The 25,335-nt window shown below is 68.5% G+C and carries 22 protein-coding genes; 12 read left to right on the forward strand and 10 right to left on the reverse strand.

All coding sequences use genetic code 11. From position 1 onward, the window contains the following. Positions 1–8 precede the first annotated feature (8 nt). Positions 9–941, reverse strand: a complete 933-nt coding sequence (locus tag FPJ27_RS06485) for a LysR family transcriptional regulator (protein WP_065502871.1) — start codon at positions 939–941, stop codon at positions 9–11. A gap of 205 nt (positions 942–1,146) precedes the next feature. Here FPJ27_RS06485 and FPJ27_RS06490 point away from each other — a divergent pair, with 205 nt between their 5' ends. The 4 genes from FPJ27_RS06490 to pdeR all read left to right on the forward strand — a co-directional run bounded on the left by FPJ27_RS06490 (position 1,147) and on the right by pdeR (position 9,736). Then, on the forward strand, positions 1,147–1,920 hold the full coding sequence (locus tag FPJ27_RS06490) for a putative hydro-lyase (protein ID WP_204422373.1): 774 nt from the start codon (positions 1,147–1,149) through the stop codon (positions 1,918–1,920). 70 nt (positions 1,921–1,990) lie between these two features. Next, entirely contained in the window at positions 1,991–3,289 is a 1,299-nt protein-coding gene (locus FPJ27_RS06495) for an MFS transporter (RefSeq protein ID WP_204422374.1), read from the forward strand. Positions 3,290–3,404: 115 nt separating this feature from the next. Then, positions 3,405–7,043 carry a hydantoinase B/oxoprolinase family protein gene (locus tag FPJ27_RS06500; RefSeq protein WP_204422375.1) on the forward strand — a complete coding sequence of 1,213 codons (3,639 nt, stop codon included), beginning with the start codon at positions 3,405–3,407 and terminating at the stop codon, positions 7,041–7,043. 689 nt (positions 7,044–7,732) lie between these two features. Then, a complete protein-coding gene (gene pdeR / locus FPJ27_RS06505) occupies positions 7,733–9,736 on the forward strand; it encodes a cyclic di-GMP phosphodiesterase (protein WP_175960759.1) in 2,004 nt (667 codons plus the stop codon). A 52-nt stretch (positions 9,737–9,788) separates the two neighbouring features. On the opposite strand, the gene FPJ27_RS06510 is transcribed toward pdeR, so the two are convergent. Next, positions 9,789–10,652: a crotonase/enoyl-CoA hydratase family protein gene (locus FPJ27_RS06510; protein WP_204422376.1), complete on the reverse strand. Its 864-nt coding sequence runs from the start codon at positions 10,650–10,652 to the stop codon at positions 9,789–9,791. Positions 10,653–11,150: 498 nt separating this feature from the next. Here FPJ27_RS06510 and FPJ27_RS06515 point away from each other — a divergent pair, with 498 nt between their 5' ends. Together FPJ27_RS06515 and FPJ27_RS36800 are read left to right on the forward strand one after the other, a co-directional pair. Beyond that, positions 11,151–13,121: an APC family permease gene (locus tag FPJ27_RS06515; protein ID WP_204422377.1), complete on the forward strand. Its 1,971-nt coding sequence runs from the start codon at positions 11,151–11,153 to the stop codon at positions 13,119–13,121. Positions 13,122–13,142: 21 nt separating this feature from the next. Further along, positions 13,143–13,268, forward strand: coding sequence for a hypothetical protein (locus FPJ27_RS36800; RefSeq protein WP_275557390.1), 126 nt, complete (start codon positions 13,143–13,145; stop codon positions 13,266–13,268). 6 nt (positions 13,269–13,274) lie between these two features. On the opposite strand, the gene FPJ27_RS06520 is transcribed toward FPJ27_RS36800, so the two are convergent. Continuing rightward, positions 13,275–13,433: a hypothetical protein gene (locus FPJ27_RS06520; protein ID WP_175960757.1), complete on the reverse strand. Its 159-nt coding sequence runs from the start codon at positions 13,431–13,433 to the stop codon at positions 13,275–13,277. 253 nt (positions 13,434–13,686) lie between these two features. Here FPJ27_RS06520 and FPJ27_RS06525 point away from each other — a divergent pair, with 253 nt between their 5' ends. Together FPJ27_RS06525 and FPJ27_RS06530 are read left to right on the forward strand one after the other, a co-directional pair. Continuing rightward, complete coding sequence (locus FPJ27_RS06525) at positions 13,687–15,573, forward strand: DUF3857 domain-containing protein (protein ID WP_239483297.1); 1,887 nt, start codon at positions 13,687–13,689, stop codon at positions 15,571–15,573. Between the two features lie 56 nt (positions 15,574–15,629). Next, entirely contained in the window at positions 15,630–15,797 is a 168-nt protein-coding gene (locus FPJ27_RS06530) for a hypothetical protein (RefSeq protein ID WP_204422378.1), read from the forward strand. Positions 15,798–15,910: 113 nt separating this feature from the next. Here FPJ27_RS06530 and FPJ27_RS06535 read toward each other — a convergent pair whose 3' ends face one another. Further along, on the reverse strand, positions 15,911–16,960 hold the full coding sequence (locus FPJ27_RS06535) for an AraC family transcriptional regulator (RefSeq protein WP_204422379.1): 1,050 nt from the start codon (positions 16,958–16,960) through the stop codon (positions 15,911–15,913). Positions 16,961–17,031: 71 nt separating this feature from the next. Between FPJ27_RS06535 and FPJ27_RS06540 the strand changes: the two genes are divergently transcribed. Continuing rightward, positions 17,032–18,234 carry an MFS transporter gene (locus FPJ27_RS06540; RefSeq protein ID WP_204422380.1) on the forward strand — a complete coding sequence of 401 codons (1,203 nt, stop codon included), beginning with the start codon at positions 17,032–17,034 and terminating at the stop codon, positions 18,232–18,234. A 49-nt stretch (positions 18,235–18,283) separates the two neighbouring features. On the opposite strand, the gene FPJ27_RS06545 is transcribed toward FPJ27_RS06540, so the two are convergent. Continuing rightward, the gene (locus FPJ27_RS06545) at positions 18,284–19,162 is read right to left on the reverse strand and encodes an aldo/keto reductase family oxidoreductase (protein WP_204422381.1); all 879 of its coding nucleotides are present in this window, start codon (positions 19,160–19,162) and stop codon (positions 18,284–18,286) included. 104 nt (positions 19,163–19,266) lie between these two features. Between FPJ27_RS06545 and FPJ27_RS06550 the strand changes: the two genes are divergently transcribed. Continuing rightward, positions 19,267–20,166, forward strand: a complete 900-nt coding sequence (locus FPJ27_RS06550; protein WP_204422382.1) for a LysR family transcriptional regulator — start codon at positions 19,267–19,269, stop codon at positions 20,164–20,166. Between the two features lie 33 nt (positions 20,167–20,199). On the opposite strand, the gene FPJ27_RS06555 is transcribed toward FPJ27_RS06550, so the two are convergent. From FPJ27_RS06555 to FPJ27_RS06570, 4 genes are all read right to left on the reverse strand, one after another. After that, positions 20,200–21,045, reverse strand: coding sequence for a helix-turn-helix transcriptional regulator (locus FPJ27_RS06555; protein WP_204422383.1), 846 nt, complete (start codon positions 21,043–21,045; stop codon positions 20,200–20,202). A gap of 48 nt (positions 21,046–21,093) precedes the next feature. Then, positions 21,094–21,651 (reverse strand): carboxymuconolactone decarboxylase family protein, encoded by a 558-nt coding sequence (locus FPJ27_RS06560; protein WP_204422384.1) that lies wholly within the window; start codon positions 21,649–21,651, stop codon positions 21,094–21,096. A 136-nt stretch (positions 21,652–21,787) separates the two neighbouring features. After that, positions 21,788–22,549, reverse strand: a complete 762-nt coding sequence (locus tag FPJ27_RS06565) for an isocitrate lyase/phosphoenolpyruvate mutase family protein (protein WP_204422385.1) — start codon at positions 22,547–22,549, stop codon at positions 21,788–21,790. Further along, on the reverse strand, positions 22,536–23,594 hold the full coding sequence (locus FPJ27_RS06570; RefSeq protein ID WP_204422386.1) for a saccharopine dehydrogenase NADP-binding domain-containing protein: 1,059 nt from the start codon (positions 23,592–23,594) through the stop codon (positions 22,536–22,538). Before FPJ27_RS06570 ends, FPJ27_RS06565 begins: the two co-directional genes overlap by 14 nt. Before the next feature lie 118 nt (positions 23,595–23,712). Here FPJ27_RS06570 and FPJ27_RS06575 point away from each other — a divergent pair, with 118 nt between their 5' ends. Continuing rightward, on the forward strand, positions 23,713–24,306 hold the full coding sequence (locus FPJ27_RS06575; protein WP_204422387.1) for a TetR/AcrR family transcriptional regulator: 594 nt from the start codon (positions 23,713–23,715) through the stop codon (positions 24,304–24,306). A gap of 33 nt (positions 24,307–24,339) precedes the next feature. On the opposite strand, the gene FPJ27_RS06580 is transcribed toward FPJ27_RS06575, so the two are convergent. Continuing rightward, positions 24,340–24,807, reverse strand: coding sequence for a MarR family transcriptional regulator (locus FPJ27_RS06580; protein ID WP_072442220.1), 468 nt, complete (start codon positions 24,805–24,807; stop codon positions 24,340–24,342). An 81-nt stretch (positions 24,808–24,888) separates the two neighbouring features. On the opposite strand from FPJ27_RS06580, the gene FPJ27_RS06585 reads away from it, so the two are divergent. Continuing rightward, the gene (locus FPJ27_RS06585) at positions 24,889–25,257 is read left to right on the forward strand and encodes a YciI family protein (RefSeq protein ID WP_072442218.1); all 369 of its coding nucleotides are present in this window, start codon (positions 24,889–24,891) and stop codon (positions 25,255–25,257) included. The last annotated feature ends 78 nt before the right edge of the window (positions 25,258–25,335 follow it).

Here is a 25,335-nt window from a genome sequence, read left to right on the forward strand (position 1 = left end):
GCACCATCTCAAAGCGCCTCGACCAACCGCCGCGTACTCTTCTCGCAATACTCGTGACACGCGGCCCGCGCGGCAATCGACGCGCCGTGCACGAACCGCGGCGCATCCGCGCGCCGCGACATCGACACGACGATCGACGGCGGCGACGGCTGCAGCGGCAGTTCGACGACTTCGCCGCTCTCGATCAGCGCATCGACGAACAGCACCGGAATCGCGGCGACGCCGAAGCCATCGCGCACGAGCTGCACGATCACCGAGATCGACGGCGATCCGGTAATGCGCGTGTCCGACAGCGGCACGCCGTGCGCGTGCGCAAGGGTACGGACGATGTCCTCGAGCGCGCGGTGGGGCGCGGTGCCGCGCCCGTAGGTCAGGATCGGCTGGCGCAGCACCTGCCGCGCAAGGCCCGTGCGCGTGTTCGGCAGCAGCCCCGCGCGCGCGATCCAGCGCACCGGATAGTTCGCGAGCGCGTCGCAGACGACCGACGCCTCGTCGCTGCCCTCGACGCGGATGATCAGGTCGAGCTCGCCGGCCATCAGCCGGCGCTGCAGCACGACGCTCACGTCGACGGTCAGGTCGATCTCGAGCTGCGGGTAGTCGGCCGCGAGGCGGCGCATATAGTGCGGCAGCCAGCTATGCACGACGGTCTCGATCACGCCGAGCCGCAGCTTGCCGCGCAGCGCGCTCTCGCCGGACGCGGCGGCCTGCAGCTCCTGCGTCGCCTCGACCACGGCTTTCGCATAGCCGAGCAGGTACTCGCCGTTCGGCGTGAGCCGGAATTCGCGGCTGTCGCGGTCGACGAGCACGGTCTGCAATTCGTCCTCGAGCGCCTTCAGGCGCTGCGAGATCGCGGCCGGCGTCGCGTGCAGCGCGGCGGCCGTCGTGCGGAAATTGCGCAGCTTCGCGAGCGTGACGAAGGTTTCGAGAAAACGCGTGTTCATGGCGGTCGGCAAGGCATTGGGCGCGCAGCTTGCCCCGCTGAAAAAATGAACGGGACCGGGGAAAACCCGAAGATACGTTAAGAAATTCTATACACGCAGCGCAAAAAAACTCGTTGGCGACAAAATTTTTTCTTTTCTATTCTTCGCCGTATCCGATGACGCGACGCCGTCATCCCGACCACATCCCGATCTGCCATTGAACCTCATGACGCCTTCCGAATTCCGCCAGTCGGTGCGCCGCGGCGCATTCCGCGGCCCGACCGCAGGCCACTGCGGCCCGTTCGCGCAAGCCAATCTCGCGATCCTGCCCGATGCGTACGCGCACGATTTCCTGCGCTTTTGTCAGGCGAATCCGAAAGCGTGCCCGCTGCTCGGCGTCGGCGAACCGGGCGCGTTCCGGATCGACGCGCTCGGCGAGGATCTCGACATCCGCACCGACGTGCCGAGCTACAACGTGTACCGCGACGGCCGCCTGACCGAGCGCGTCGAGTCGCTGGAAGCGCTGTGGCGCGACGATTTCGTCGTATTCGCGATCGGCTGCTCGTTCTCGTTCGAGGACATGCTCGCCCGCGAAGGGATCGGGCTGCGCCACGTCGAGGAGGGCCGCAACGTGCCGATGTACCGCACGTCGATTCCGAACCGGCGCGCAGGCATCTTCGGCGGCCGGCTCGTCGTGTCGATGCGGCCGATGCGCGGCGCCGATGCGATCCGCGCGGTGCAGATCACGAGCCGCTTTCCGGGCGTGCACGGCGCGCCGATCCATATCGGCCACCCGCGGGAACTGGGCATCGCGGATCTGAACGCGCCCGAATTCGGCGACGCGGTGACGATCCGCGACGGCGAGCTGCCGGTGTTCTGGGCGTGCGGCGTGACGCCGCAAACCGCGCTGATGGACGCGAAGCTGCCGATCGCGATCGCGCATACGCCAGGCCACATGCTGATGACCGACATCACGAACGCATCGCTGGCCATGTTCTGATCCGGCATCGCGGCGACGCACATACGACACACGCACACATTTGACGGCGCATAACGACAGGAGCACCACCATGGAAAGCAAGACCCTCGCGGCACCCGCCGCCGAGCCCGCGAGCCACGAGAGCCGCGGCCTGTTCTCGTGGTACGCGTACGCGCAGCCGCGCGAGCGCCGTGCTTTCTGGAGCTGCAAGGTCGGCTACATGCTCGACGGGATGGACACGCAGATGCTGTCGTTCGTGATCCCGACGCTCGTCGCGACCTGGGGCATCTCGCTCGCGGACGCCGGCTTCATCGGCACGGTCACGCTGCTCGCATCGGCGCTCGGAGGCTGGATCGCCGGCATTCTGTCCGACCGGATCGGCCGCGTACGCACGCTGCAGCTCACGGTGCTGTGGTTCGCGGTGTTCACCGCGCTGTGCGGGCTCGCGCAGAACTATCACCAGTTGCTCGCGGCACGCGCGCTGATGGGCTTCGGCTTCGGCGGCGAGTGGACGGCCGGCGCGGTGCTGATCGGCGAGGTGATCCGCGCGCGCGATCGCGGCAGGGCGGTCGGCCTCGTGCAATCGGGCTGGGCGATCGGCTGGGGGCTGTGCGCGCTGCTGTATGCGCTGCTGTTCTCGGTGCTGCCGGCCGAGCAGGCGTGGCGCGCGCTGTTCCTCGTCGGGCTGGCGCCCGCGCTGCTGGTCGTCGCGATCCGCCGCTACGTGAAGGAGCCGGACGTCTACGCAAAGGAGAAGGCCGCGCAGGCGAAGGTGGCCGACGCACCGCGCCTCACCGAGATCTTCGCGCCGAAGCTGATCACGACGACGCTGCGTGCGGCGCTGCTGACGACCGGCGCGCAGGGCGGCTACTACGCGATCACGACGTGGCTGCCGACCTTCCTGAAGACCGAGCGGCACCTGACCGTGATGGGCACCGGCGGTTATCTCGCGATGATCATCTTTGGCTCGTGGGTCGGCTACCTGACGAGCGCATACCTGACCGACCGCCTTGGCCGCAAGCCGAACTTCATCCTGTTCGCGGTCGGCTCGATGGCGATCGCGTTCGCGTACACGTCGCTGAACCTGACCAACGCGTCGATGCTGTGGCTCGGCTTTCCGCTTGGCTTCTTCGCGTCGGGCATCTTCTCGGGGATGGGCGCGTTCCTCACCGAACTGTTCCCGACCCGCGTGCGCGGCTCGGGCCAAGGCTTCTGCTACAACGTGGGCCGTGCGATCGGCGCATTGTTCCCGTTCCTGATCGGCGCGCTGTCGAAGCAATACGGGCTCGGCACGAGCATCGGGATCTTCGCCGTTGCCGCATACGGCGTGGTGATCGTCGCCGCGCTGACGCTGCCGGAGACGCGCGGCCGCGAACTCGACGCCGCGTAAGCGGCGGGGCGGCCCGCCCTTCGTTTTCTTCCCCTTTCATCGACACCGTGACACGGCGCGCGACGCGCGCCGTGCGGCGGCGCTCGTTCCGAGATTTCACGACGCATCGACCATCATGACCGACCGACACCTTTCTCCCGTTCCCTCCGACGCCGCACGCTGGCAATTCTGGATCGACCGCGGCGGCACGTTCACCGACATCGTCGCGCGCCGGCCCGACGGCACGCTCGTCACGCACAAGCTGCTGTCGGAGAACCCCGAGCAGTACCGCGACGCGGCGGTGGCCGGCATCCGCCACCTGCTCGGCCTCGCCGACGGCGAGCCGATCACGCCCGAGCGCGTCGACATGGTGAAGATGGGCACGACGGTCGCGACCAACGCGCTGCTCGAACGCAAGGGCGAACGCACCGCGCTCGCGACGACGCGCGGCTTTCGCGACGTGCTGCGCATCGCGTACCAGAACCGGCCGCGCCTGTTCGATCTCGACATCGTGCTGCCCGATGCGCTGTACGAGAGCGTCGTCGAGATCGATGAGCGCATCGGCGCGCATGGCGACGTCGTCGTGCCGCTCGATGTGCAGGATGCCGAAGCGTCGCTGCGCCGCGTGTTCGACACCGGCGTGCGTGCGCTCGCGATCGTGCTGATCCACGGCTACCGCTACACCGCGCATGAACGCGCGCTCGCGGAGCTCGCACGCCGCATCGGCTTCACGCAGGTTTCGGTGTCGCACGAAGTGTCGCCGCTGATGAAGATGGTGTCGCGCGGCGATACGACCGTCGTCGACGCGTACCTGTCGCCGATCCTGCGTCGTTATGTCGAGCAGGTCGCGCACGAGATGCCGGGCGTGAACCTGCAGTTCATGCAGAGCAGCGGCGGCCTGACGCGCGCCGATGCGTTCCAGGGCAAGGACGCGATCCTGTCGGGCCCGGCCGGCGGCATCGTCGGGATGGTGCGCGCCGCGCGCGCGGCCGGCTTCGGCCAGGTGATCGGCTTCGACATGGGCGGCACGTCGACCGACGTGTCGCACTACAACGGCGAATTCGAGCGCGTGTTCGAGACCCAGGTGGCCGGCGTGCGGATGCGTGCGCCGATGATGAGCATCCACACGGTCGCCGCGGGCGGCGGCTCGGTGCTGGGCTTCGACGGCGCGCGGCTGCGCGTCGGACCCGAATCGGCCGGCGCGAACCCGGGGCCGGCCGCGTACCGGCGCGGCGGCCCGCTGACGGTGACCGACTGCAACGTGATGCTCGGCAAGATTCAGCCCGATCATTTCCCGCGCGTGTTCGGCCCGCATGCAAACGAGCCGCTCGACCGCGACGGCGTGGCCGCGAAGTTCGCGGCGCTCGCCGATGAAATCCATGCGGCGACGGGGCGGCGCGAAACGCCCGAAGCACTCGCCGAAGGCTTCCTGGAAATCGCGATCGGCAGCATGGCGAATGCGATCAAGAAGATTTCCGTGCAGCGCGGGCACGACGTGTCGCGCTACGTGCTGACGACGTTCGGCGGCGCGGGCGGCCAGCACGCGTGCGGCGTGGCCGACGCGCTCGGGATGACGCAGGTGTTCGCGCATCCGCTCGCGGGCGTGCTGTCCGCATACGGGATGGGCCTGGCCGACCAGACCGCGATGCGCGAGCGCGCGGTCGAGGCCGTGCTGTCCGATGCATCGCTGCCGGCCTTGAACGCGGCGCTCGACCGGCTGGCCGACGAGGCCGTCGGCGCGCTGCTCGAACAGGGCGTGCCGCCGGAGCGGATCGCGACCGAGCGGCGCGTGCACCTGCGCTACCAGGGCACCGACTCGGCGCTCGACGTGCCGGCCGGCAGCGTCGACGCGATGCAGCAGGCGTTCGAGTCCGCGTACCGGCAGCGCTACGCATTCCTGATGCCCGGCACGCCGCTCGTCGCCGAGCTGGCGTCGGTCGAGGCAATCGGCCGCTCCGACGCGCCGGTGGACATCGCGCCGCTGGCCTCGCGCGGGGAATGCGCTGCGCCGCGCGCGGATTCCGCCGTGCGCTTCCATTCCGGCGGCCAGTGGCACGACGCGTCGCTCTATGTGCGCGACACGCTGCTCGCAGGCGACGCGATCGACGGCCCGGCGATCGTCGCGGAGAAGAACGGCACGACCGTCGTCGAGCCCGGCTGGCGCGCGCGGATGACCGCGCAGGGCAACCTCGTGCTGACGCGCACGACGCCGCTGCCGACGCGCCGCTCGCTCGGCACCGATGCCGATCCGGTGCGGCTCGAGATCTTCAACAACCTGTTCATGTCGATCGCCGAGCAGATGGGGCTGCGGCTGCAGAACACCGCGTACTCGGTGAACATCAAGGAGCGGCTCGACTTCTCGTGCGCGATCTTCGACGGCGACGGCAACCTGATCGCGAACGCGCCGCACATGCCCGTGCACCTCGGCTCGATGGGCGAGAGCATCCGCACGGTGATCGAGCGCAACCGCGGCCGCATGCGCGACGGCGACGTGTTCATGCTGAACGACCCGTATCACGGCGGCACGCACCTGCCGGACGTGACGGTCATCACGCCGGTGTTCGCGGACGGCTCGGACGCGCCGCTGTTCTACGTCGGCTCGCGCGGCCACCACGCCGACATCGGCGGCACGACACCGGGCTCGATGCCGCCCGATTCGACGCATATCGACGAGGAAGGCGTGCTGATCGACAACTGGCAGCTCGTGTCGGCCGGCGTGCTGCGCGACGCCGACACGCGCGCGCTGCTCGCATCGGGCCGCTACCCGGCGCGCAACGTCGAGCAGAACATGGCCGACCTGCGCGCGCAGGTCGCCGCGAACCAGAAGGGCGTCGACGAGTTGCGCCGGATGGTCGCGCAGTTCGGCCGCGACGTCGTGCTCGCGTTCATGGGGCACGTGCAGGACAACGCGGAAGAGGCGGTGCGGCGCGTGATCGGCGCGCTGCAGGACGGCGCGTACCGCTATCCGCTCGACAACGGCGCGGAGATTCGCGTCGCGATCCGCGTCGATCGCGCGGCCCGGCGCGCGGAGATCGATTTCACCGGCACGTCCGCGCAGCTCGACAACAACTTCAACGCGCCGAAGGCCGTCTGCATGGCCGCCGTGCTGTACGTGTTCCGCACGCTGGTCGGCGACGACATCCCGCTGAACGCCGGCTGCCTGAAGCCGCTCACGGTGATCGTGCCGGCGCGCTCGATGCTGAACCCCGAGTATCCGGCGGCGGTCGTGTCGGGCAACGTCGAGACGTCGTCGGCGATCACCAACGCGCTGTACGGCGCGCTCGGCTGCGTCGCGTCGAGCCAGGGGACGATGAATAACTTCACATTCGGCAACGATCGATATCAATACTACGAGACGATCGCGGGCGGCAGCGGCGCGGGCGACGGCTTCGCGGGCGTCGGCGCGGTGCAGACGCACATGACGAACTCGCGGCTCACCGATCCGGAGGTGCTCGAATGGCGCTACCCGGTGCGGCTCGATTCGCACCGGATCCGCGCCGGCTCGGGCGGCGGCGGGCGCTGGCGCGGCGGCGACGGCGCGGTGCGGCGGATCCGCTTCCTGGAGCCGATGACCGCGTCGATCCTGTCGAACAACCGGATCCATGCGCCGTTCGGCGCGGTGGGCGGCGCGGCCGGCGCGCTCGGCCGCAACACGATCGAGCGCGCGGACGGCACGGTCGAGGCGCTCGAGCATATCGGCCGCGCGCAGATGGCGCCGGGCGACGTGTTCGTCGTCGAAACGCCGGGCGGCGGCGGGTACGGCGCGGCGGGCTGAGCCGCGACCCACGCGCGGCAGCGGCGACGGCGGGCGTTCGTGCGGAACGGCGGACGCTCGCCGCGTGTCTCGCGCGCCGGTCGCGACGGCGGCCGTACCGGTTCCACCGGCGATGTCGACCCGCCGCCGGGATCCGATAAAACATGCCGCGTCGACAGTCGGCGCGATATTGCAACCGACTGTGGAATAAAGCGGCGCATTCACGCTCGAACAGAAACAAATTGGCCGGATTTCGCGTTGCCGGAACACGATCCGACCCTGCCGCCGTGGTCCTGAAGAATATCCGTCCCTACATTCTGCGATTTCCCGAAAACCCATACGGAGCAAGGCGCTCCGACTATCCGGCCAGCCCCGTTTCGCACTGCCTCGCCTGCTTTCGAGCATGCCGCCAATCATGAAAAATCCGGCTTGCCAATCGAGTCCTGATTCCTTGACACTCCGCTCTAAATGTGAGTGCCAATCCTCATCGTCATTTGATAAGATGGCTCTCATCATTCGTTAGGCAGAACCTGCGCGCTTCACGCGCGAACGCCGGGTCGCATTGGTTGGAAACAAGTACGAGACGAGGGCCGTTGTCACGGCAAGCACGGCTGCCCCTCCGGGAACGCGCGCTGCGCGGCCCGGGAAGACGGGCGGCCAACTCGCCTCCGTCTACACTGTGCGTTTTTTTTCTGGATCGGGGCGTGTCCATGGATGACGAAAACGATAGCGCGGTGCTCGAGGCGCATGTCGGTACGCGCAGCCCCTGCTGGCGTCTCGGCAGCGACAGCAATGCGCTCGAACTCGCCGCCGTCCGCGGCCTGACCAACGTCGCCGTTGCACTGACGGTCGAGCAGGCCGCGCGCATCCGTGCGCTGACGGGCGTCACGTCGCACCTCGTGCTCGACATCGCGCTGTTCGGCGAGTCGGTCAGCCTCCATCTCGTCGGCAGGAAGGTCAACACGACCGACTGGGCCGGCACGGCCTCCGCGTATTCCGATGCCGTGTCCGTCGCGGAAGATCTCTCGCACGGGCTCGCGTTCGCCGAGCAGGTCGTGTCCGAAGTGAATTCGCTGGTCGTGATCCTCGACCGCAACGGGATGGTGCAGCGTTTCAACCACCTGTGCGAGGAAGTGACGGGCAAGCGCGAGGTCGACGTGATCGGCCGCAGCGCGTTCGAACTGTTCATGAGCCCCGAGCAGGGCGCGCAGTCGCGCAGCAACATCACGGGCTTTTTCGCGAGCAACCGCTCGTTCGCGGTCGAGCGCTACATCAACACGGTCAACGGGCCGCGCCTGTTCCAGTTCCGCAACAAGTTCGTGCAGAGCGGCAGCGGCGTCGAAGAGCAGTTCCTGATCTGCTCGGGCATCGACATCACCGAGGAGCGCAACGCGCAGCAGCGGCTCACCGAACTCGCGAACACCGACGTGCTGACCGGGCTGCCGAACCGCCATGCAATCAGCGAGCGCATCCATGCGGCGATCGCCGCGGAGAGCGCCGTGTCGCGCGGCCAGGTCGGCATCCTGTTCCTCGATCTCGACAACTTCAAGCGCGTCAACGATCACTACGGCCACATCACCGGCGACCGCCTGCTGCAGGACGTGTCGAAGATCATCAGCGGCTGCTTGCCGTCCGGCGCGACGCTCGCGCGGCTCGGCGGCGACGAATTCCTCGTGCTGTTCGAGCACGGCACGCGGCCGCTGCTCGAAGCGACCGCGCAGATCATCCTCGAACGGATGCGCACGCCGATCCACCTCGGACTGATGGAGGTCTATACGAGCTGTTCGATCGGCATCGCGATGCATCCGCAGCACGGCGATTCGCTCGAGACGCTGATCCGCAGCGCGGACACCGCGATGTACGTCGCGAAGGAGGAGGGCAAGCATACGTACCGCGTGTTCTCGCTGGAGATGAACCAGAAGGTCGCGAAGTACATGTGGCTCGACACGAACCTGCGCAAGGCGCTCGAGGAAGAGCAGTTCGTGCTGCACTACCAGCCGGTCGTCGATATCGCGACCGGCGACGTGCGCGGCGTCGAGGCGCTGATCCGCTGGCAGTCGCCCGATCGCGGGCTCGTCGCGCCGATCGAGTTCATCCGCTTCGCGGAGGAGTCGGGGCTGATCGCGCCGCTCGGGCGCTGGGTGATGCGCACCGCGGCCGCGCAGGCCGCCGCGTGGAAGGCGAAGGGGCTCGGCATCCGGATCGCGGTGAACGTGTCCGCGCGGCAGTTGCAGGACACGAACATCGTGCATCAGTTCGCATCGATTCTCGACAGCGCGGGGCTCAAGCCCGGCCTGCTCGACATCGAACTGACCGAGAGCTGCTTCATCGAGGACGAGGATTCCGCCAACAGCCTGATGCGGCAGTTCCGCCAGCTCGGCGCGCAGATCCATCTCGACGATTTCGGCACCGGCTATTCGTCGCTGTCGCAGTTGTCGCGCCTGCCGCTCGACGCGATCAAGCTCGACCGCACCTTCATCACGGCCATCGACCGCAATCCGCGCTCGCAGGCGCTGGTGCGCTCGGTCGTGTCGCTCGCGAAGGCGCTGAATTTCGCGGTGGTCGCCGAAGGCGTCGAGACGCACGCGGAAGCCGATTTCCTCAAGCAGCTCGACGTCGATCACGCGCAGGGCTACTACTACGCGCGGCCGATGCCGGCGCAGGCATTCGAGGCGTGGCTCGCCGAGACGAGAAAGCTCAGGCTGATCGCCTGAGCTCCGTTCCGGAGAGCGGGGCGCCGCCGGCAACCGGCGGCGCCCCGCCGCATTACACCGTGCGCAGCTTCGACACGCGCCGGTTCTGCAGCATCACCAGGCGTTCCATGTACGCGAGGTCCTTCGGCTCGATCGTGAACGCCGCATGCACCCACGCTTCCGTGATGTCCATCAGCTCCGAGCGCGACAACTGGAACACGCGCTCGCGTGCGCGCAGCATCGCGCGCACGCCGTTCAGCTTCGGCTTCGTCACGTCGATGAAGGTGCGCGTCGCGAGATACGCGTCACCGGCGTCGAACGTCTCGTCGACCAGCCCGCGATCCTCGTACCACTCGGCCGCATGCGTTTCGCCGGTCGAGATCAGCGATTCCGCGATTCCGCGGTCCGCCTTGCGCGTAACGAGCGAATAGCCGCCCATGCCCGGGAACAGGTTGAACGCGATCTCGGGGAACCCGAGCTTCACGCCCTTCTGCGCGAGCACGTAGTGATGCGCGAGCGCCGCTTCGAAGCCGCCGCCGAGCGCGCTGCCCTCGACCATTGCGATCGAGATCGACCCGGTGCCGAAGCCCGTGTAGATCTCGTACACGCCGTCGATGCACGAGCGCGCATAGGCCATCAGCTGGTCGCGCCGGCCGCTGCGGATCGCGTCGACGAAGAAGCTCAGGTCGCCGCCGACGTTGAACAGCTCGGGGACGAGCGAGCCCGTCACCCAGAAGTCGAACGGCAGGCCCGAGTCGCGTGCGACGCGCGCGAGATGGATGATGTCGGTGACGAGTTGCTGGTTGAAGCACGGCCGCGGCTCCGATCGCAGCATCATCCACATGACGTTGCGGCCTTCTTCGTAAAAGGCAGTCAGTTGCGTGAGTTCGCCGGCTTCATAAAACGGGCGGCACGCCGGATGGGATTGGAGTTGCATGGTATGTCCTCGTGAGATGTGGTTTTCGAAGACCATCGCGCCCGGCGCCATGCGGGAATCGGGTTGCCCGCCTGGCGCCGGGCGCGAGGCATCGCCATTGTTGCGCGCGCACAAATGCCGAATTGCGGGGAACAACGCACGACTGGGACGCGGGCGCGGATCGCATGCGCGCGGACGAGACGGGGAGTGACGGGCGACGAGACGTATATCGGAGGCGGCGGACAGTGCGGCGGGCGCGGTCGATGAGGGCGGGAGAGCGGGAGAGCGGGAGAGCGGGAGAGCGGGCCGCAACGCGGCCGGGAGGCCGTTGTGCCGCGCCGGGCCAACACGTGCAGGCGGCCGCTCCTGCGCACGGGCGCCGGCGTCGGTCGCTTACGCGCTGAAAGCGGCGCCGGGCCGGCGGGCGACCCCTATGGAATATGCGGACTGGCGCCGCGAGCGTGCGTCGATTAGCTTTAAGGGATCGCGCCGCCGTGCCGGGTGTGCCGGGAGGGGACCATGACCGCATTCCGGAAGGTGTGGCAGTTGCTGGTCGGAAAACCGCTGGACCCGCTCGATCCGCGCACGCGCCATGCGATCGCCGTGACGCCGTTGTTGGCCTGGGTCGGGCTCGGCGCCGACGGGTTGTCGTCGTCGTGCTACGGCCCGGAAGAGGCGTTCCTCGCGCTGGCGCACCACACGCCGCTCGCGCTGTTTCTCGCGCTCGCGACCGCGGCGACCGTGTTCATCATCGCGCTCGGCTACAACCAGGTGATCGAGCTGTTCCCGACGGGCGGCGGCGGCTACCGCGTCGCGACCGCGCTGCTCGGGGCGAAGCCGGGGCTCGTGTCGGGTGCTGCGCTGCTGGTCGACTACGTGCTGACCGTCGCGACTTCGCTCGCGAGCGGCGTCGACGCGTTCTTCAGCCTGCTGCCGGTCGGCGCGCAGGCATTCAAGCTCACGACCGAGATCGTGCTGATCCTGCTGATGACCGGGCTCAACTTCCGCGGGATGCGCGAGTCGATCATGGTGCTGCTGCCGATCTTCATCGGCTTCGTCGTGCTGCACTTCGGGCTGATCGTGTATGGCGTCGCCGTACACGGCAGCAACCTCGCGATGATCGTGCCCGATGCCGTGCACGAGGCGCACGGGATGTCGCAGTCGCTCGGCGTGTTCGTGATGCTCGCGCTGCTGATGCGCGCGTTCTCGCTCGGCGGCGGCACCTATACGGGCCTCGAGGCGGTGTCGAACAACGTGAACATGCTCGCCGATCCGCGCGTGCCGAACGGCAAGGTGACGATGTGGTACATGTCGACGTCGCTCGCGTTCACGGCCGGCGGCATCATCCTGCTGTACATGCTGTGGCATGCGCGGCCCGTCGAAGGCGAGACGCTCAACGCGGTCGTGTTCGGCAGCGTGATCGACCATCTCGGGCTCGGCTCGGCGTTCGCGCGGCATGCGTTGCTCGCGGCCGTGCTCGCGTTCGAGGCCGGGCTGCTGATGGTCGGCGCGCAGACAGGCTTTCTCGACGGCCCGGCCGTGCTGTCGAACATGGCGTCGGATTCGTGGGTGCCGCGCCATTTCCGCGACCTGTCGACGCGCCTCGTGCGGCAGAACGGCATCATCGTCGTCGGCCTGTCGAGCCTGCTGATCCTGCTGTGGACGCACGGCAGCGTCGACGTGCTCGTCGTGCTGTACAGCATCAACGTGTTCCTTACGTTCAGCATGTCGCTGCTCGGGCTGTGCACGTACTGGTGGCGTCATCGCAGCGAGCGCGGCTGGTTCAAGCATTTCTTCCTGTCCGCGCTCGGGCTGAGCGTGACAGCGACCGTGCTCGTCATCACGCTGGTCGAGAAGTTCACGGCTGGCGGCTGGCTCACGGTGCTCGTGACGAGCGCGGTGATCGCGCTGTGCTTCATGATCAACCGCCACTACGCGTACACGCGCGCGCAGCTCGCGAAGGAAGATGCGCTGTTCTCCGGCAAGCCGCCCGAAGTCGACGAGGCGAGCGCGCCGGGCAAGCCCGATCCGTCGCAACCGACGGCCGTGCTGCTGGTCGGCAAGCATCGCGGCGCGAGCATGCATGCGCTGCTGTGGGTCAACCGGCTGTTTCCCGGGCACTTCCGCAACGTGATCTTCCTTGCGGTCGGCGAGGTCGATGCGAAGGCGTACGACGGGCACGAACATCTCGAACGGCTGCGTCACTCGATCACCGAAGCGCTCGACTACTATGTCGCGCATTGCCGCCGCAACGGCATCGCGGCCGACTACCGGATCGCGTTCGGCACGAATCCGGTCGTGGAATTCATGAACCTCGCGTCGTCGACGCTCGACGCGTATCCGAATGCCGTGTGCTTCGCGAGCAAGCTGATCTTCCGGCGCGTGAATTTCCTGACCGCGTGGCTGCACAACCAGACGCCCGTCGAGCTGCAGGCGCGCCTGCATGTCGAGGGCAAGCAGATGGTGCTGCTGCCGATGAACGTCGGCTAGCGGTGGCGCGGCAACGGCACCGTGACGGGCGCTGTCACGCCGACGAGCTACGACTCGAAGGGGCTATTGCGCGGGCAGCATGCGCAGGCCGGCGCGCACACGCGCGCGTGGACGTGGCGCGGCAAGCGCGTGGGCGACTGCCGGTAGCAGCCGTCAAGGCTGATGATGCCGATGCGGACGGTTGGGCCGCCGCAGCGGCGGATGATGGAATTTGGCCCTCAGCCGGTCGCGCCCCGGACGCTTGGCGAAGAACAGCACGGCGAGTGCGGCAAACGCCAGCAGCACGACGACTTCCACGATCCCGTTTTCCATGGTGCCTCCCGCTCGCGGACGGACGATCCTTCGCCGGCGTTCGGCGATCGAGCATATGCCGGCGGCCGCACGCGACGATGCTTCCATGCCTCATTGTAGGCCGGCGGGCACCGGCTTGACGCGTGCGTATGCGTCGCCCACACTGGCCGACACGAGCGTCGCGCGGTTGACCCTGTCCGCTGCGCGGCCGCGCTTTCCGTGAACCGCGACGAGGTGCGATGTGGTGCGCTTTTCTGTCGGCCTGGCCGGCTGGATGCTGGCATGCGCTGCCGCGTTCGTCGCATCGAACGCCGTCGGTGCGACGCCGGGCGCGGGCACGGCGGCGGACGGCGCGAACGGCGTTGCCGACGAAGCGCCCGTCACGCTCGTCAGTGATGTCCACGAATTCGTGATCCGGCACGACGGTTCGCTCGACGAGCACGACGATTCGACGCTGCGAGCGAACAACGCGAACGGCATCGACGCGGTCGCGCAGCGCTACGTGTGGTTCGACAAGAATCTCGAGCAGGTCGACCTGCTCGCGGCCGAGACGATCGACCGCGACGGCGTCGCGCATCCGGTCGGTGCGGACGGCATCCGCGACGTGCAGGAGCCGCGCTCGGCCGGCGCGCCGACGTTCCAGGACGGGCTGTTGCGCACCGTCGTGTTTCCCGGCGTCGAAGCCGGCTCGAGCACGCGCGTGGCGTTCCGCAAGACGCGCACGAAGCCCGTCAATCGCGGCTACTTCGGCTACTACGTGGAGCCGTCGCGCGAGCCCGTCGACAATCAGCGGCTGATCTTCGACGTGCCGGCCGACATGCCGCTGTACGCGGACGCGCGCGGCTATGTCGCGCTGCCGCCGGTCACGGCGAACGGCCGCACGCGCTACGAATTCGACTACCGGCACGGCCCGTACGACCGCATCGAGAACGGCGCGGTCGGCTACCCGACCTACGGCGACCGGCTCGTCGTGTCGACGCTGCCCGACTACGCGGCATTCGCCGCGCGCTACCGCAACGCGGCCGTCGACCCGAGCGTGGACGATCCGGCCGTCGTGCAGCTGGCGCGCGCGCTCACCGCGGCTGCCGCCGATCCGCGCGACAAGGCACGCATCCTGTACGACTGGGTGCAGGCGAACGTGCGCTACGTCGCGCTGTTTCTGGGCGAAACGGCCGCCGCGCCGCATCGCGCGACCGACATCCTGCGCAACCGCTACGGCGACTGCAAGGACCATGTCGCGCTGTTCGGCGCGCTGCTCGCGGCGGTCGGCATCCGCAGCGAACCGGTGCTGATCAATCTCGGTTCGGTGTACACGCTGCCGTCCGTGCCCGGTTACGGCGGCGGCGCGATCAATCACGCGATCACGTGGCTGCCCGATCTCGCGCTTTACGCCGATACGACGACGGCCGGCATCGCGTTCGGCTACCTGCCGCCGATCGTGATGGATCGCCCCGCGCTGCTGGTCGACACGGGCGTGCTGTCGCGCACGCCGGCCACGCAGCCGCGCGGCCGCATCGCCCGGCTCGCGATCGATGCCGCGCAGCCCGGCGCCGCGCGGTTTCATGCGTACATCGAGGACGACGGCTGGACCGCCGAACTCGAACGCAACCTGTTTCGCCGCGCGACGCACGACCGCATCGAGCAGCTCGCGACCGAACGCCTGCGGCAAAGCGGCTTGCGCGGCCGCGCGCAACTGTCGACCAGCGACCGGCGCGTGACCGACGGGCCGTTCGACGTGACGGTGTCGGGCACGCTCGATCATTTCGTGTGGCCCGACGGCACGACCGCGTTGCCCGCGCTGTCGAGCCTCACGGGCGGCATCGCGACGCAGGTCGAGAGCTGGCTGGCCGAACCCGTGCGCACGCAGCCGTGGGGCTGCATCGGCGGCGCGTTCGACGAAACCGGCCAGATCGCGCTGCCGGCCGACGTCGTCGTGACCGACCTGCCGGCCGACGCGGCCGTGCACGACCGCTTCGTCGATTTCACGTCGCATTACGTGTTCGACGCGGCCGCGCGTGTCGTGCAGGTCACGCGGCGGATGAAGGCTGATTTCGGCCGGCAGGTATGCACGCCCGACGAATTCACGGCGCTGCGCGCGTCGCTCGAACGCATCGAGCGCGATACGCAGGCGCAGATCGTCGTGCGTGCGAAAGGGCGTTGAACGGGCAGCGACAGTGAGCGCGTCGCCGTCATCGGTCGACGCGCAGGAGGGACATCATGACGGAACGGGACTACGAGATCGCCGATCTCTCGAAGGATTTGCTGGGCCGGATCGTGCAGGGCACCGTCGCGAACGGCGCGGCCGTGGATGCGGAGCAGTGCGCGGCGCTCGCCGTGCAATGCGCGACGGCGCTGGTCGACAAGCTCGAAGCGCTCAACGGCTGAACGCGGAAAGGCGTCACACGCGGCGGCGCCTTGCGCGACGCCGGCGAGCGTGCGACTGCGGAGCGCAGCAACGCGTGGCGGCCGGGTCGGCGTCGCACGTCAAGCGTCAGGCATTACGCTTCGACGCGCGCCTCGCCGTCCGCACGCACGGCGCCCGGCGGCTTTCCGATCACACGCTTGAACGCGCGGCTGAACGCCGCCAGCGAACCGTAGCCGAGCCGGTACGCGACGGCTTCGATCGCCTCGCGGTCGCGCGCGATCCACTGCGCGGCGAGCCGCATCCGCAGCTCGGTCAGGTAGCGCACGGGCGTCATCCCGGTCGCCGCGAGAAAGCGTTCGGCGAACACCGAGCGCGACACGCCCGCTTCGGCGGCCAGCTCCGCGACGCTCCAGTTGCGGCCCGGGTCGCGATGCAGCGCGACGATCGCGCGGCCAAGCTTCGGCTCGCGCAGCGCCTGCACCCAGCCCGACGCGTCGCCGCATCCGCACTCGACCCAGCCGCGCACGATGAATGCCGCGACCACGTCCGCGAGCCGCGCGAGGATGCCCGCGAAGCCCGCGCGCGCCGAGCAGGATTCGCGCTCCATCGCGTCGAGCATCGGACGGATTTCCGGGTAGCGCGCGAGCAGCGTGCCGACGTGCATGAACTCGGGCATCGTGCCGACCAGCGGCTGCATGCCGCCGAGATCGAGCTCCATGCATGCGCTGAAGATCAGCGCATCGCCGGCGCCCGGCTCCGTCGTCGCGCAGGCCGCGGGCGACGTGCCGGCCGACGCCACCGACGCGACCGTATCGCAGATCTTCGCGACTTCGAAGCCGTTGATCTCGCGGCACGGCGCATCCGGATCGGACACCAGCGCATGCATGCGGCCGTGCGGCAGCAGGATCGCGTCGCCGGCCTCGAGCCGCATCGTTTCGCCTGACACATCGCGCAGCAGCACGGGCCCGCGCCCGACGAAATGGAACTGCGCGCGGCCCGGCGCCTGACCGAAATTCAGCCCGAACGGCCGCGCGACCTGGATGCGGCGGTACTGGACGCCGCTCAGGCGCATCCCCAGCAGCAACTCGCTGACGAGGTCGTGCACGTCGGGGACGGGGGGAAGCAGCGGCTCGGACATGGCGAGATTCGGATGATCGATCAACAAGAGCGGATTGTATGTCATAGACCGTCCTGCTGCCGTTCCTTACGATACGTCGTCATCAGTACTTTCCCTAGACGAAAACGGAACGACGCATGAATCCCGGAATTTCCCCGGCCGCCTCGACGGCGGCCACCCGCGAACCGGCCTGGGGCGCGGTATTCGCGATGGCGCTCGGCGTCTTCGGGCTCGTCACGGCCGAATTTCTTCCCGCCAGCCTGCTCACGCCGATGGCCGACAGCCTCGGCGTGACCGAAGGCGTGGCCGGGCAGGCCGTCACGGCCACCGCGACGGTCGCGCTCGTCACGAGTCTGCTGATCTCCGCGCTGACGCGCACGATCGACCGGCGGCGCGTGCTGCTCGCGTTCTCGGTGCTGCTCGTCGCATCGAATCTGGCGGTCGCGTTCGCGCCCAACCTGACGACGCTGCTGATCGGCCGCGTCGTGCTCGGTGTCGCGCTCGGCGGCTTCTGGACGATGGCGACGGCCACCGCGATGCGGCTCGTGCCGACGGCGATGGTGCCGCGCGCGCTGTCGATCATCTTCAGCGGCGTGGCGGTCGCGACGATCGCGTCCGCGCCGATGGGCAGCTATTTCGGTCACCTGATCGGCTGGCGCAACGTGTTCCTGATCGCGGCCGGGCTCGGCGGCGTCGCGTTCGTGTCGCAGGTGATGACGCTGCCGTCGATGCCGCCGAGCGGCACGACGCGGCTGCGCACGTTGATCGACGTGCTGCGCCGGCCGACCGTCGGCCTCGGGATGTTCGCGACGATCCTCGTGTTCACCGGGCATTTCGCGTTCTTCACGTATCTGCGGCCGTTCCTCGAACAGGTCGCGGGCGTCGGCGTGAACGGGCTGTCGGCGATCCTGCTCGGCTACGGCATTGCGAACTTCGTCGGCACGTCGCTCGCGGGCCGCGTGCTCGAACACCGGCTGCGGCCGATGCTGATCGGGATGCCCGCGCTGATGGTCGTGCTCGGCATCGCGCTCGTCGCGCTCGGCCGCGCGCCGATGCTCGACGCGGTGCTCGTCGCGTTGTGGGGGATGGCGTTCGGCGGCGTGCCCGTCGCGTGGTCGACGTGGGTCACGCGCACCGTGCCCGACGAGGCCGAGAGCGCGGGCGGGCTGATCGTCGCGGCGATCCAGCTCGCGATCGCGACGGGCGCGGCGGTCGGCGGCGTCGTGTTCGATGCGAACGGCGCGGCCGGCGTGTTCGTCGGTGCGGCCGTCGTGCTGGCCGTCGCGGTCGCGACGATCGTGACCGGCGTGCCGAAGCGGGTGGGCGTGGTGGTGTCCTAGCCGGCCGGGCGGCCCGCGCTGCGCGGGGCCGCCGGCGGTCGTCCGTCCGTCAGACGGCGCCGGCGCCCGCGATGCGGTCGAGTTCCGCGAGCGCGTCCTCCGGCAGATCCAGATCGGCCGCCGCGAGATTCTCGCGCAGATGCGCGACCGACGACGTGCCCGGGATCAGCAGGATGTTCGGCGCACGGCGCAGCAGCCACGCCAGCGCGACCTGCATCGGCGTCGCGCCGACGCGGGCCGCCACGCCGGACAGCGTCGACGACTGCAGCGGCGAGAAGCCGCCGAGCGGAAAGTACGGCACGTACGCGATGCCGTCGCGTGCCAGCGCGTCGATCAGCGCGTCGTCGCCGCGATGCGCGATGTTGTAGTGGTTCTGCACGCAGACGATGTCGCAGATCCGCCGGCCTTGCGCGACCTGCGCGGGCGTCACGTTGCTCAGGCCGACGTGGCGGACGAGCCCGCGCCGCTGCAGTTCGGCGAGTACGCTCAGCGGTGCCTCGATCGATCCTTCGGCCGGCCCGTGCGTGTCGAACATGATGCGCAGGTTGACGACGTCGAGCACATCGAGCCCGAGGTTGCGCAGGTTGTCGTGCACGGCCCGTTCGAGTTCGTCGGGTGCGAACGCGGGCAGCCACGATGCGTCGTCGCCGCGTCGCGCGCCGATCTTGGTGACGATCACGAGATCGTCGCGATAAGGATGCAACGCATCGCGGATCAGCCGGTTGGTCACGTGCGGGCCGTAGAAGTCGCTGGTGTCGATATGGTCGACGCCGGACGCGACGGCCTCGCGCAAGACGTTCAATGCCGCGTCGCGGTCCTTCGGCGGGCCGAATACGCCGGGCCCCGCGAGCTGCATCGCGCCGTAGCCGATTCGTTTGACGTGGCGATCGCCGAGCCTGAAGGTGGCGGTGTGCCGAATGTCGGACATGATTGTGCTCCTGTGGATCTGTCGATGAATGCGCCCAGCATAGGCATTGGCCGTCTGCGCGATAAGCCGTCATAATCCGCACGGGTTGTACGAAAAGGCGAACAATGCAAACCGATCTGGGCGATCTGAATGCGTTCATGGCCGTGGCGCGCGCCGGCGGATTCCGCGACGCCGCACGCATGACGGGCCTCAGCGCGTCGGGGCTGAGCGAGGCCGTGCGCCGGCTGGAGGCGCAGCTTGGCGTGCGGCTGCTGCACCGCACGACGCGCAGCGTCGTGCCCACCGAAGCCGGCGAGCGCCTGCTCGCGCGTCTCGGGCCCGCGTTGACCGAAGTGGCGGCGGCGCTCGACGGTATCGGCGAATTCCGGGACAGACCGGCCGGCACGCTGAAGCTCAACGTGCCGCTCAGCGCGGCCCGGCTCGTGCTGCCCGCGATCGTGCCGCGCTTCCTCGATGCGTACCCGGAAATACGGCTGGAAGTGATCGCCGACGAAAGTTTCGTCGACGTGCTTGCGGCTGGATGCGACGCTGGCATCCGCTACGACGAACGGCTCGAACAGGACATGATCGCGGTGCCGATCGGCCCGCGCATTCAACGGTTTGCGACCGCGGCTGCCCCCGGCTATCTCGATCGTCACGGCCGGCCGCGGCATCCGCGCGAATTGCTCGACCATCGTTGCCTGCGCGGGCGCTTCGCGAGCGGCGCGATGCCGCCGTGGGAGTTCGAGCGCGACGGCGAGGTCATGCGGGTCGAGCCGGCCGCGGGGCCGCTGCTGGTGCAGATCGGCGGTGCGACGGACCTGCTGGTTGACGCGGCGATCGCCGGCACGGGCATCGTGCATCTCTTCGAAGAGTGGCTGCGCCCGCAATTCGACAGCGGCGCACTCGAACGCGTGCTCGAACCGTGGTGGCGGCCGTTTTCGGGGCCCTTCCTCTATTACCCCGGGCGCCGTCTCGTACCGCCGGCACTGCGCGCGTTCATCGATTTCATCAAGGCATCCTGAGCGTTGCGGGCGGGCGACGCGCAGGCCCGCCGCTCAACGCACCGGCGCGTGCGCGTCGAGCAACTGCCGGTGGCGCGCTTCGGTCGCGTCGTCGGCGGGAAACATGCACTCGATGCGCAGCTCCTGCGCGGCGGCGCTTTGCGGCGTGCCGACCGTCGTGATCAACGAGAAGTAACGCAGCACGACGCCTTCGTGCACGAAGCCGATCGGGATCACCGGCAGCGCGGGCGCGGCGGCCGGCACCGGCGGCGTTTTCCAGTCGTGCGGCGGATCGGGAAAGGCGAGCAGGTCGTCGAGCAATCGCTGCGTGTCGTCGTCGATCACGCGGCCGACCGATTCGCGATACACGCGCTGCAGCAGGCTGCGCGACACGCTGTCCCAGTCGGCCAGAAACGGCCGCATGCCGTGCGGATCGAACATCAGGCGCAACAGGTTGCGCGGGCCTTCGCGTGCCGCCATGTCGATGAAGCAGCCGAAAAAGCGCGGCGCCGCATCGTTGGTCATCAGCACGTTCCAGTGGCGGTCCATCACGATCGCCGGAAACGGATCGTGCTGCCGCACCACGCGTTCGAGCGCGCGGATCACGCCGTGCATCTCGTGCGCGTCCCACGGCGCTTCCGAGTACATCGGCGCATAGCCGGCCGCGAGCAGCAGCGCGTTGCGCTCGCGCAGCGGCACGTCGAGCGTCTGCGCGAGCGTCAGCAGCGTGTCGCGGCCCGGCACGCTGCGCCCGCTTTCGATGAAACTGATCTGGCGCTGCGAGATGCCCGCGTCGAGCGACAGGTCGAGCTGGCTCACGCCGCGCACGTCACGCCAGTAACGCAACAACTGCCCCAGTTCGCGTGGCGGCGCGTTCGGATCGCGGCGGCTGGCGTTCATCGGCTTTCCCTGGTCGTTCCGTGATCGACGCGCACGACTATAACGGACTCACGCGGCGCTCGCATGCCATGCGAACGCGTCGAACGGGGCTTCGAGTGTGGGATGCGTCACGCTGCCGACGTAGTTCGTGATCGTCGACGCGGCGACCACCGCGATGACTTCGAGCAACTGTTCGGCGCTGAATCCGGCATCGAGGAAGGTTTGCCGGTCGGTGTCGGCAAGGCGGCCACGCATTTCGATCAGCGTGCGCGCGATGGCCGACAGCGCAGCCAGTTTCGCGTCGCCGGGCAGGCCGCCGCGACGGATCGCGTCGACGTCGGCGCGGAGCACACCCTGTTTCAGCGCGAGCGCGGTATGGAACGCGACGGGCCATTCGCTCGCGTTCGTGACCGCGTTGGTGAGCAGCAGCGTCTGGATCTGCGGTTCCGTGAGGCTGCTGGCGTGCACGCGCTCGAACAGGCCGATGAAGCCGTTGATCAGCACCGGCGATGCGGCCATCGTCGCGGCGATGTTCGGGATCAGGCCGAAGGTTTGCTGAAGCTGCCGGAGTACGGGCTTCGATTCGGCAGGCGCCGAATCGATCGTATGAAGCGGATAGGCGGACATGATGTCTCCCGGGCGACGAGCGCCGCCGGAATGGCGGCGCGACACCCGAAGCGTAGGGACGGTCGTGTCGCGCGCCAATTACATCGCATGTAATCGTTCAGCGGGCGCCGCGATGCCCGGCCGTCCCGGGAATCCGCTAGCCGCCTTGCCTGACCATCGCCGCAAGCGCCTTCATCGCCTGCAGATACGGATACGGCCCGTGGCTGATGCGGGCCACGCCGTATTCGGCGAGGTCGGCGAGCGTCGGCGTTTCCGCGACGCGCATCACGTTCACCGGCAGCGGCGACGCGGCCGTCAGCTTGCGAATGAGCGCAGGCGACTGAAGGCCCGGCACGAAGAGACCGTCGGCACCGGCCGCCGCATATGCACGTGCGCGGGCCAGCGTTTCGTCGAGCAGGCGTTCGTCGTGCGTGTCGGCCGGCGCCTTGAAGAACACGTCGGTACGCGCATTGATGAAGTAGTCGGCGCCCGCGCGATCGGCCGCCTGCCGTGCCGCCGCGAGACGCGCTGCCGCTTCTTCGACGTCACGCAATTCGCCCGTCGCCGGAAAACTGTCTTCGAGGTTGCTGCCGACCGCGCCGGCTTCGATGCTGAGCGCGATCGTTTCGGCGACATCCTCGGGCCGCTCGCCGTACCCGCTTTCGAGATCGACGGTGACGGGCAAGTTCGTCGCACGCGTGATCCGCTCGAGCACTTCCATCAAGAGCGCGCGCGGCATCTGCTCGCCATCGACGAAACCATTGGCCGCGGCTACCGACCAGCTCCCGGTCGCCAGCGCGACCGCACCCGCGTCGGCCGCAGTGCGCGCACTGCCGGCGTCCCACACGTTGAACAGCGCCAGCGGCTGGCCTGCGCGGTGAAGCGACCGGAAATACGCGCCTTTCTCATTGCTCGTCATGCTTGTCTCTCCTTGTGAAAACCGGATCGGTGGTCGTGCCGAACGATATTGCCACCGTATCGAGCGCCGCGAGGAAATCGCGCGCGTCGAACAATTCGCCGAGGCTGCGCACGCCGCCTGAAACCGTGGCCTCGCCCGTCATCAGGCGCACGGCCGCCTCGACGATGATCGGTGCGCTGACCGCGTAGATGTCGCGTCCCGATGCCGTCACGCGATGCGTCGTGCCGCCCTGCACGACGATCGCGTCCATCGCGAACTGCTGCGCCGACCGGCCCAGCGCATCGGTCGGCTCGGGCGGCGGCGTGGCGGCATCGCGCACGTCGCGCAGCGCGAGCGTCGCGAGCCACGATTCGATCGTATCGATGCGCAGATGACGCGACAGTGTCATCACTTCCGAAAACGGCAGCAGCGTCACGTCGACGCTGCCGATCGGCGCCGGGAACGGCCACACGCGTTCGCGCGGCGTCGACGGCACCGGCGTCGGTTTGCCATCCTTATGGACGAGCCGCACCGCGCGATTGCGTTCGCCCGTCACGCGCGTGCCGCGCGTCGGGTGCCAGCTGTCGAGGCCGGTCGCGATATCGACGCGATCGATCGGCTTGCGTTGGTCGACGACGGCCGTGACGAGCAGGTCGGCCAGGCCGCCGTAGAACGCCGCGGCTGGAACGACGGTCACGCCTGTCGCGCGCGCACGGGCATCAACCTGTTCGGCCAGCGCCAGCACCGACGGCTGTTCGGCCGTCAGGTCGAGATAGGGGATGCCGGCCCGCAGCGCGGCATCGGCCAGCGGCAGCGCGGTATCGAGGTACGGGCCCGCGCAGTTGATCACCGCATCCGCGCCGCGCAACGCGGCATCGAGCGCGGCCGGATCGTCGATCGCCGCGACGCGCGAACGCGCGGCGTCGCTTGTGCCGCCTTCCGCGAGCCGCGCGGCATCGCGGCCGATGCGGATCGCGCCAACGCCGCGCCGGGCCAGTTCGGCGACGACGAACCGCCCGGTGTGACCCGTGGCGCCATAGACCGCAACCGTCTTTCGATCGTCCATGATCAACTCCGCTACAGAACGGTCTGTTTTATAGTACAGACCTGTAGCGTCGTCAACCTCACGGTGCTATGATCGGCCCACTGTTGCGGTACGGGCGGCCCTGGGCGGCCGGGCTTGGATGAAAAAGGGAACGGACACACAAGGTAGCGCGCTCGATACGCGCGAGCGCATTCTGCAAACGGCCAGCGAGCTGTTCTACCGGGAAGGCACGCGCGCGGTTGGCGTGGACCTGATCGTCGCGCAGGCGGGCGTCGCGAAGACGAGTCTCTATCGCCACTTCACGACGAAGGACGACCTGATCGAGGCGTTCCTGCTGCGCGAGGACGCGGATTTCTGGGCGCATTGGGATGCGGTGGCGCAGCAGTACAAGCGCACGCCGCGCGAGGAACTGGATGCGCAGCTTCAATGGATCGGCGAGCGCATTGCGCGGCCCGGCTATCGCGGCTGCCCGCAGATCAACATCGCCGCCGAATATGCGGACGACAACCATCCGGCCCGCAAGGTCGCCGTCGCGCACAAGCAGGAACTGCGGCGCCGGTTGATGGAGCTGGCGAGCGCGATGCGGATCGACGAACCGGAAATTTTCGCGCTGCGGCTCGCGACCGTCATCGACGGTGCGCTGAGCAGCGGGCGTGCGCTGCACGAGCGCGGCCCCGTGCATTTCCTGCAGGAATTCGCGCAACTGCTGCTGCCGAAGAAGGGCAGGAAATAGGCGGCACGCCGCGGCCGCGATCCGCGCGCCGGTTCAACCGCGCGCAGCCGGCTCCTGCGACAGTGCGTGCAACTGGCCGCGCAACAGGTCGACTTCTCCCGGCGCGAATTGCCGTTCGATGTCGGCATGCGTTTGTTGCCACAGCGGAAACGCTTCGGCCAATAGATCGTGGCCGGCCTGCGTCAGTTCGAGCAGGCGGCTGCGCCCGTCGTCCGGATCCTGCGCGATCGTGACGAGCCCGCGCCGCTCGAGCGGCTTGAGCGCGGCGGTCAGCGTGGTGCGGTCCATCGCGAGCAGTGACGCGACCGATTTCATCGGGGCCGGCTGAGGCCGGTTCAGCGACATCAGCAGCGAAAACTGGCCGTTGGTCAGATCCAGCGGACGCAGCACATCGTCGAAGATGCGCGCAAGATTGCGCGCCGCGCGCTGCATGTGCAGGCACAGGCAGCAATCGCGCACCATCAGCGTCGTTTCGAAAGGGAGCTTTTCTTTTCGTGCCATGTTGCAATTGTGTTGATATCAACCTATCGTGTCAAGGTCGAGGCGCGGCAGCCCGCCGCGCCCGTCATCGGAGGAGAAAGCATGAGTGCTCAACAGCAGTTGTATCTCGCCGTATTCCTCGGCAGCAAGGACAGCCCGCGGATGAAGGCGTGGGTCGCGCTTTCGGACCAGGAGCGGCGCGCGAAAGAGCAGGAGGGCATCGCCGCATGGAAGGCATGGGTCGACCGCCATCGCGACGCGATCGTCGAGCTGGGCGGGCCGCTCGGCAAGACCAAGACCATCGATGCGGGCGGCATCAAGGACACGGCCAACGCGCTGAGCGGCTTCACCGTCGTGCGGGCGGCTTCGCACGACGCGGCGGCCGCGATGTTCGAAGGCCATCCGCATTTCACGATTTTCCCGGGCGAGACGATCGACGTGATGCCGGTGCTGGCGATTCCCGGCGCGTGAACGATGCCGGCCGCTGCGCATCGCGTTGCGTCGATGTGCCGTGACCTGCATGCGGAGATTTCCCCGACATTCTGGATG

Source organism: Burkholderia sp. MS455 (assembly GCF_016899445.1).
In the GTDB taxonomy this organism is placed as follows: domain Bacteria; phylum Pseudomonadota; class Gammaproteobacteria; order Burkholderiales; family Burkholderiaceae; genus Burkholderia; species Burkholderia pyrrocinia_C.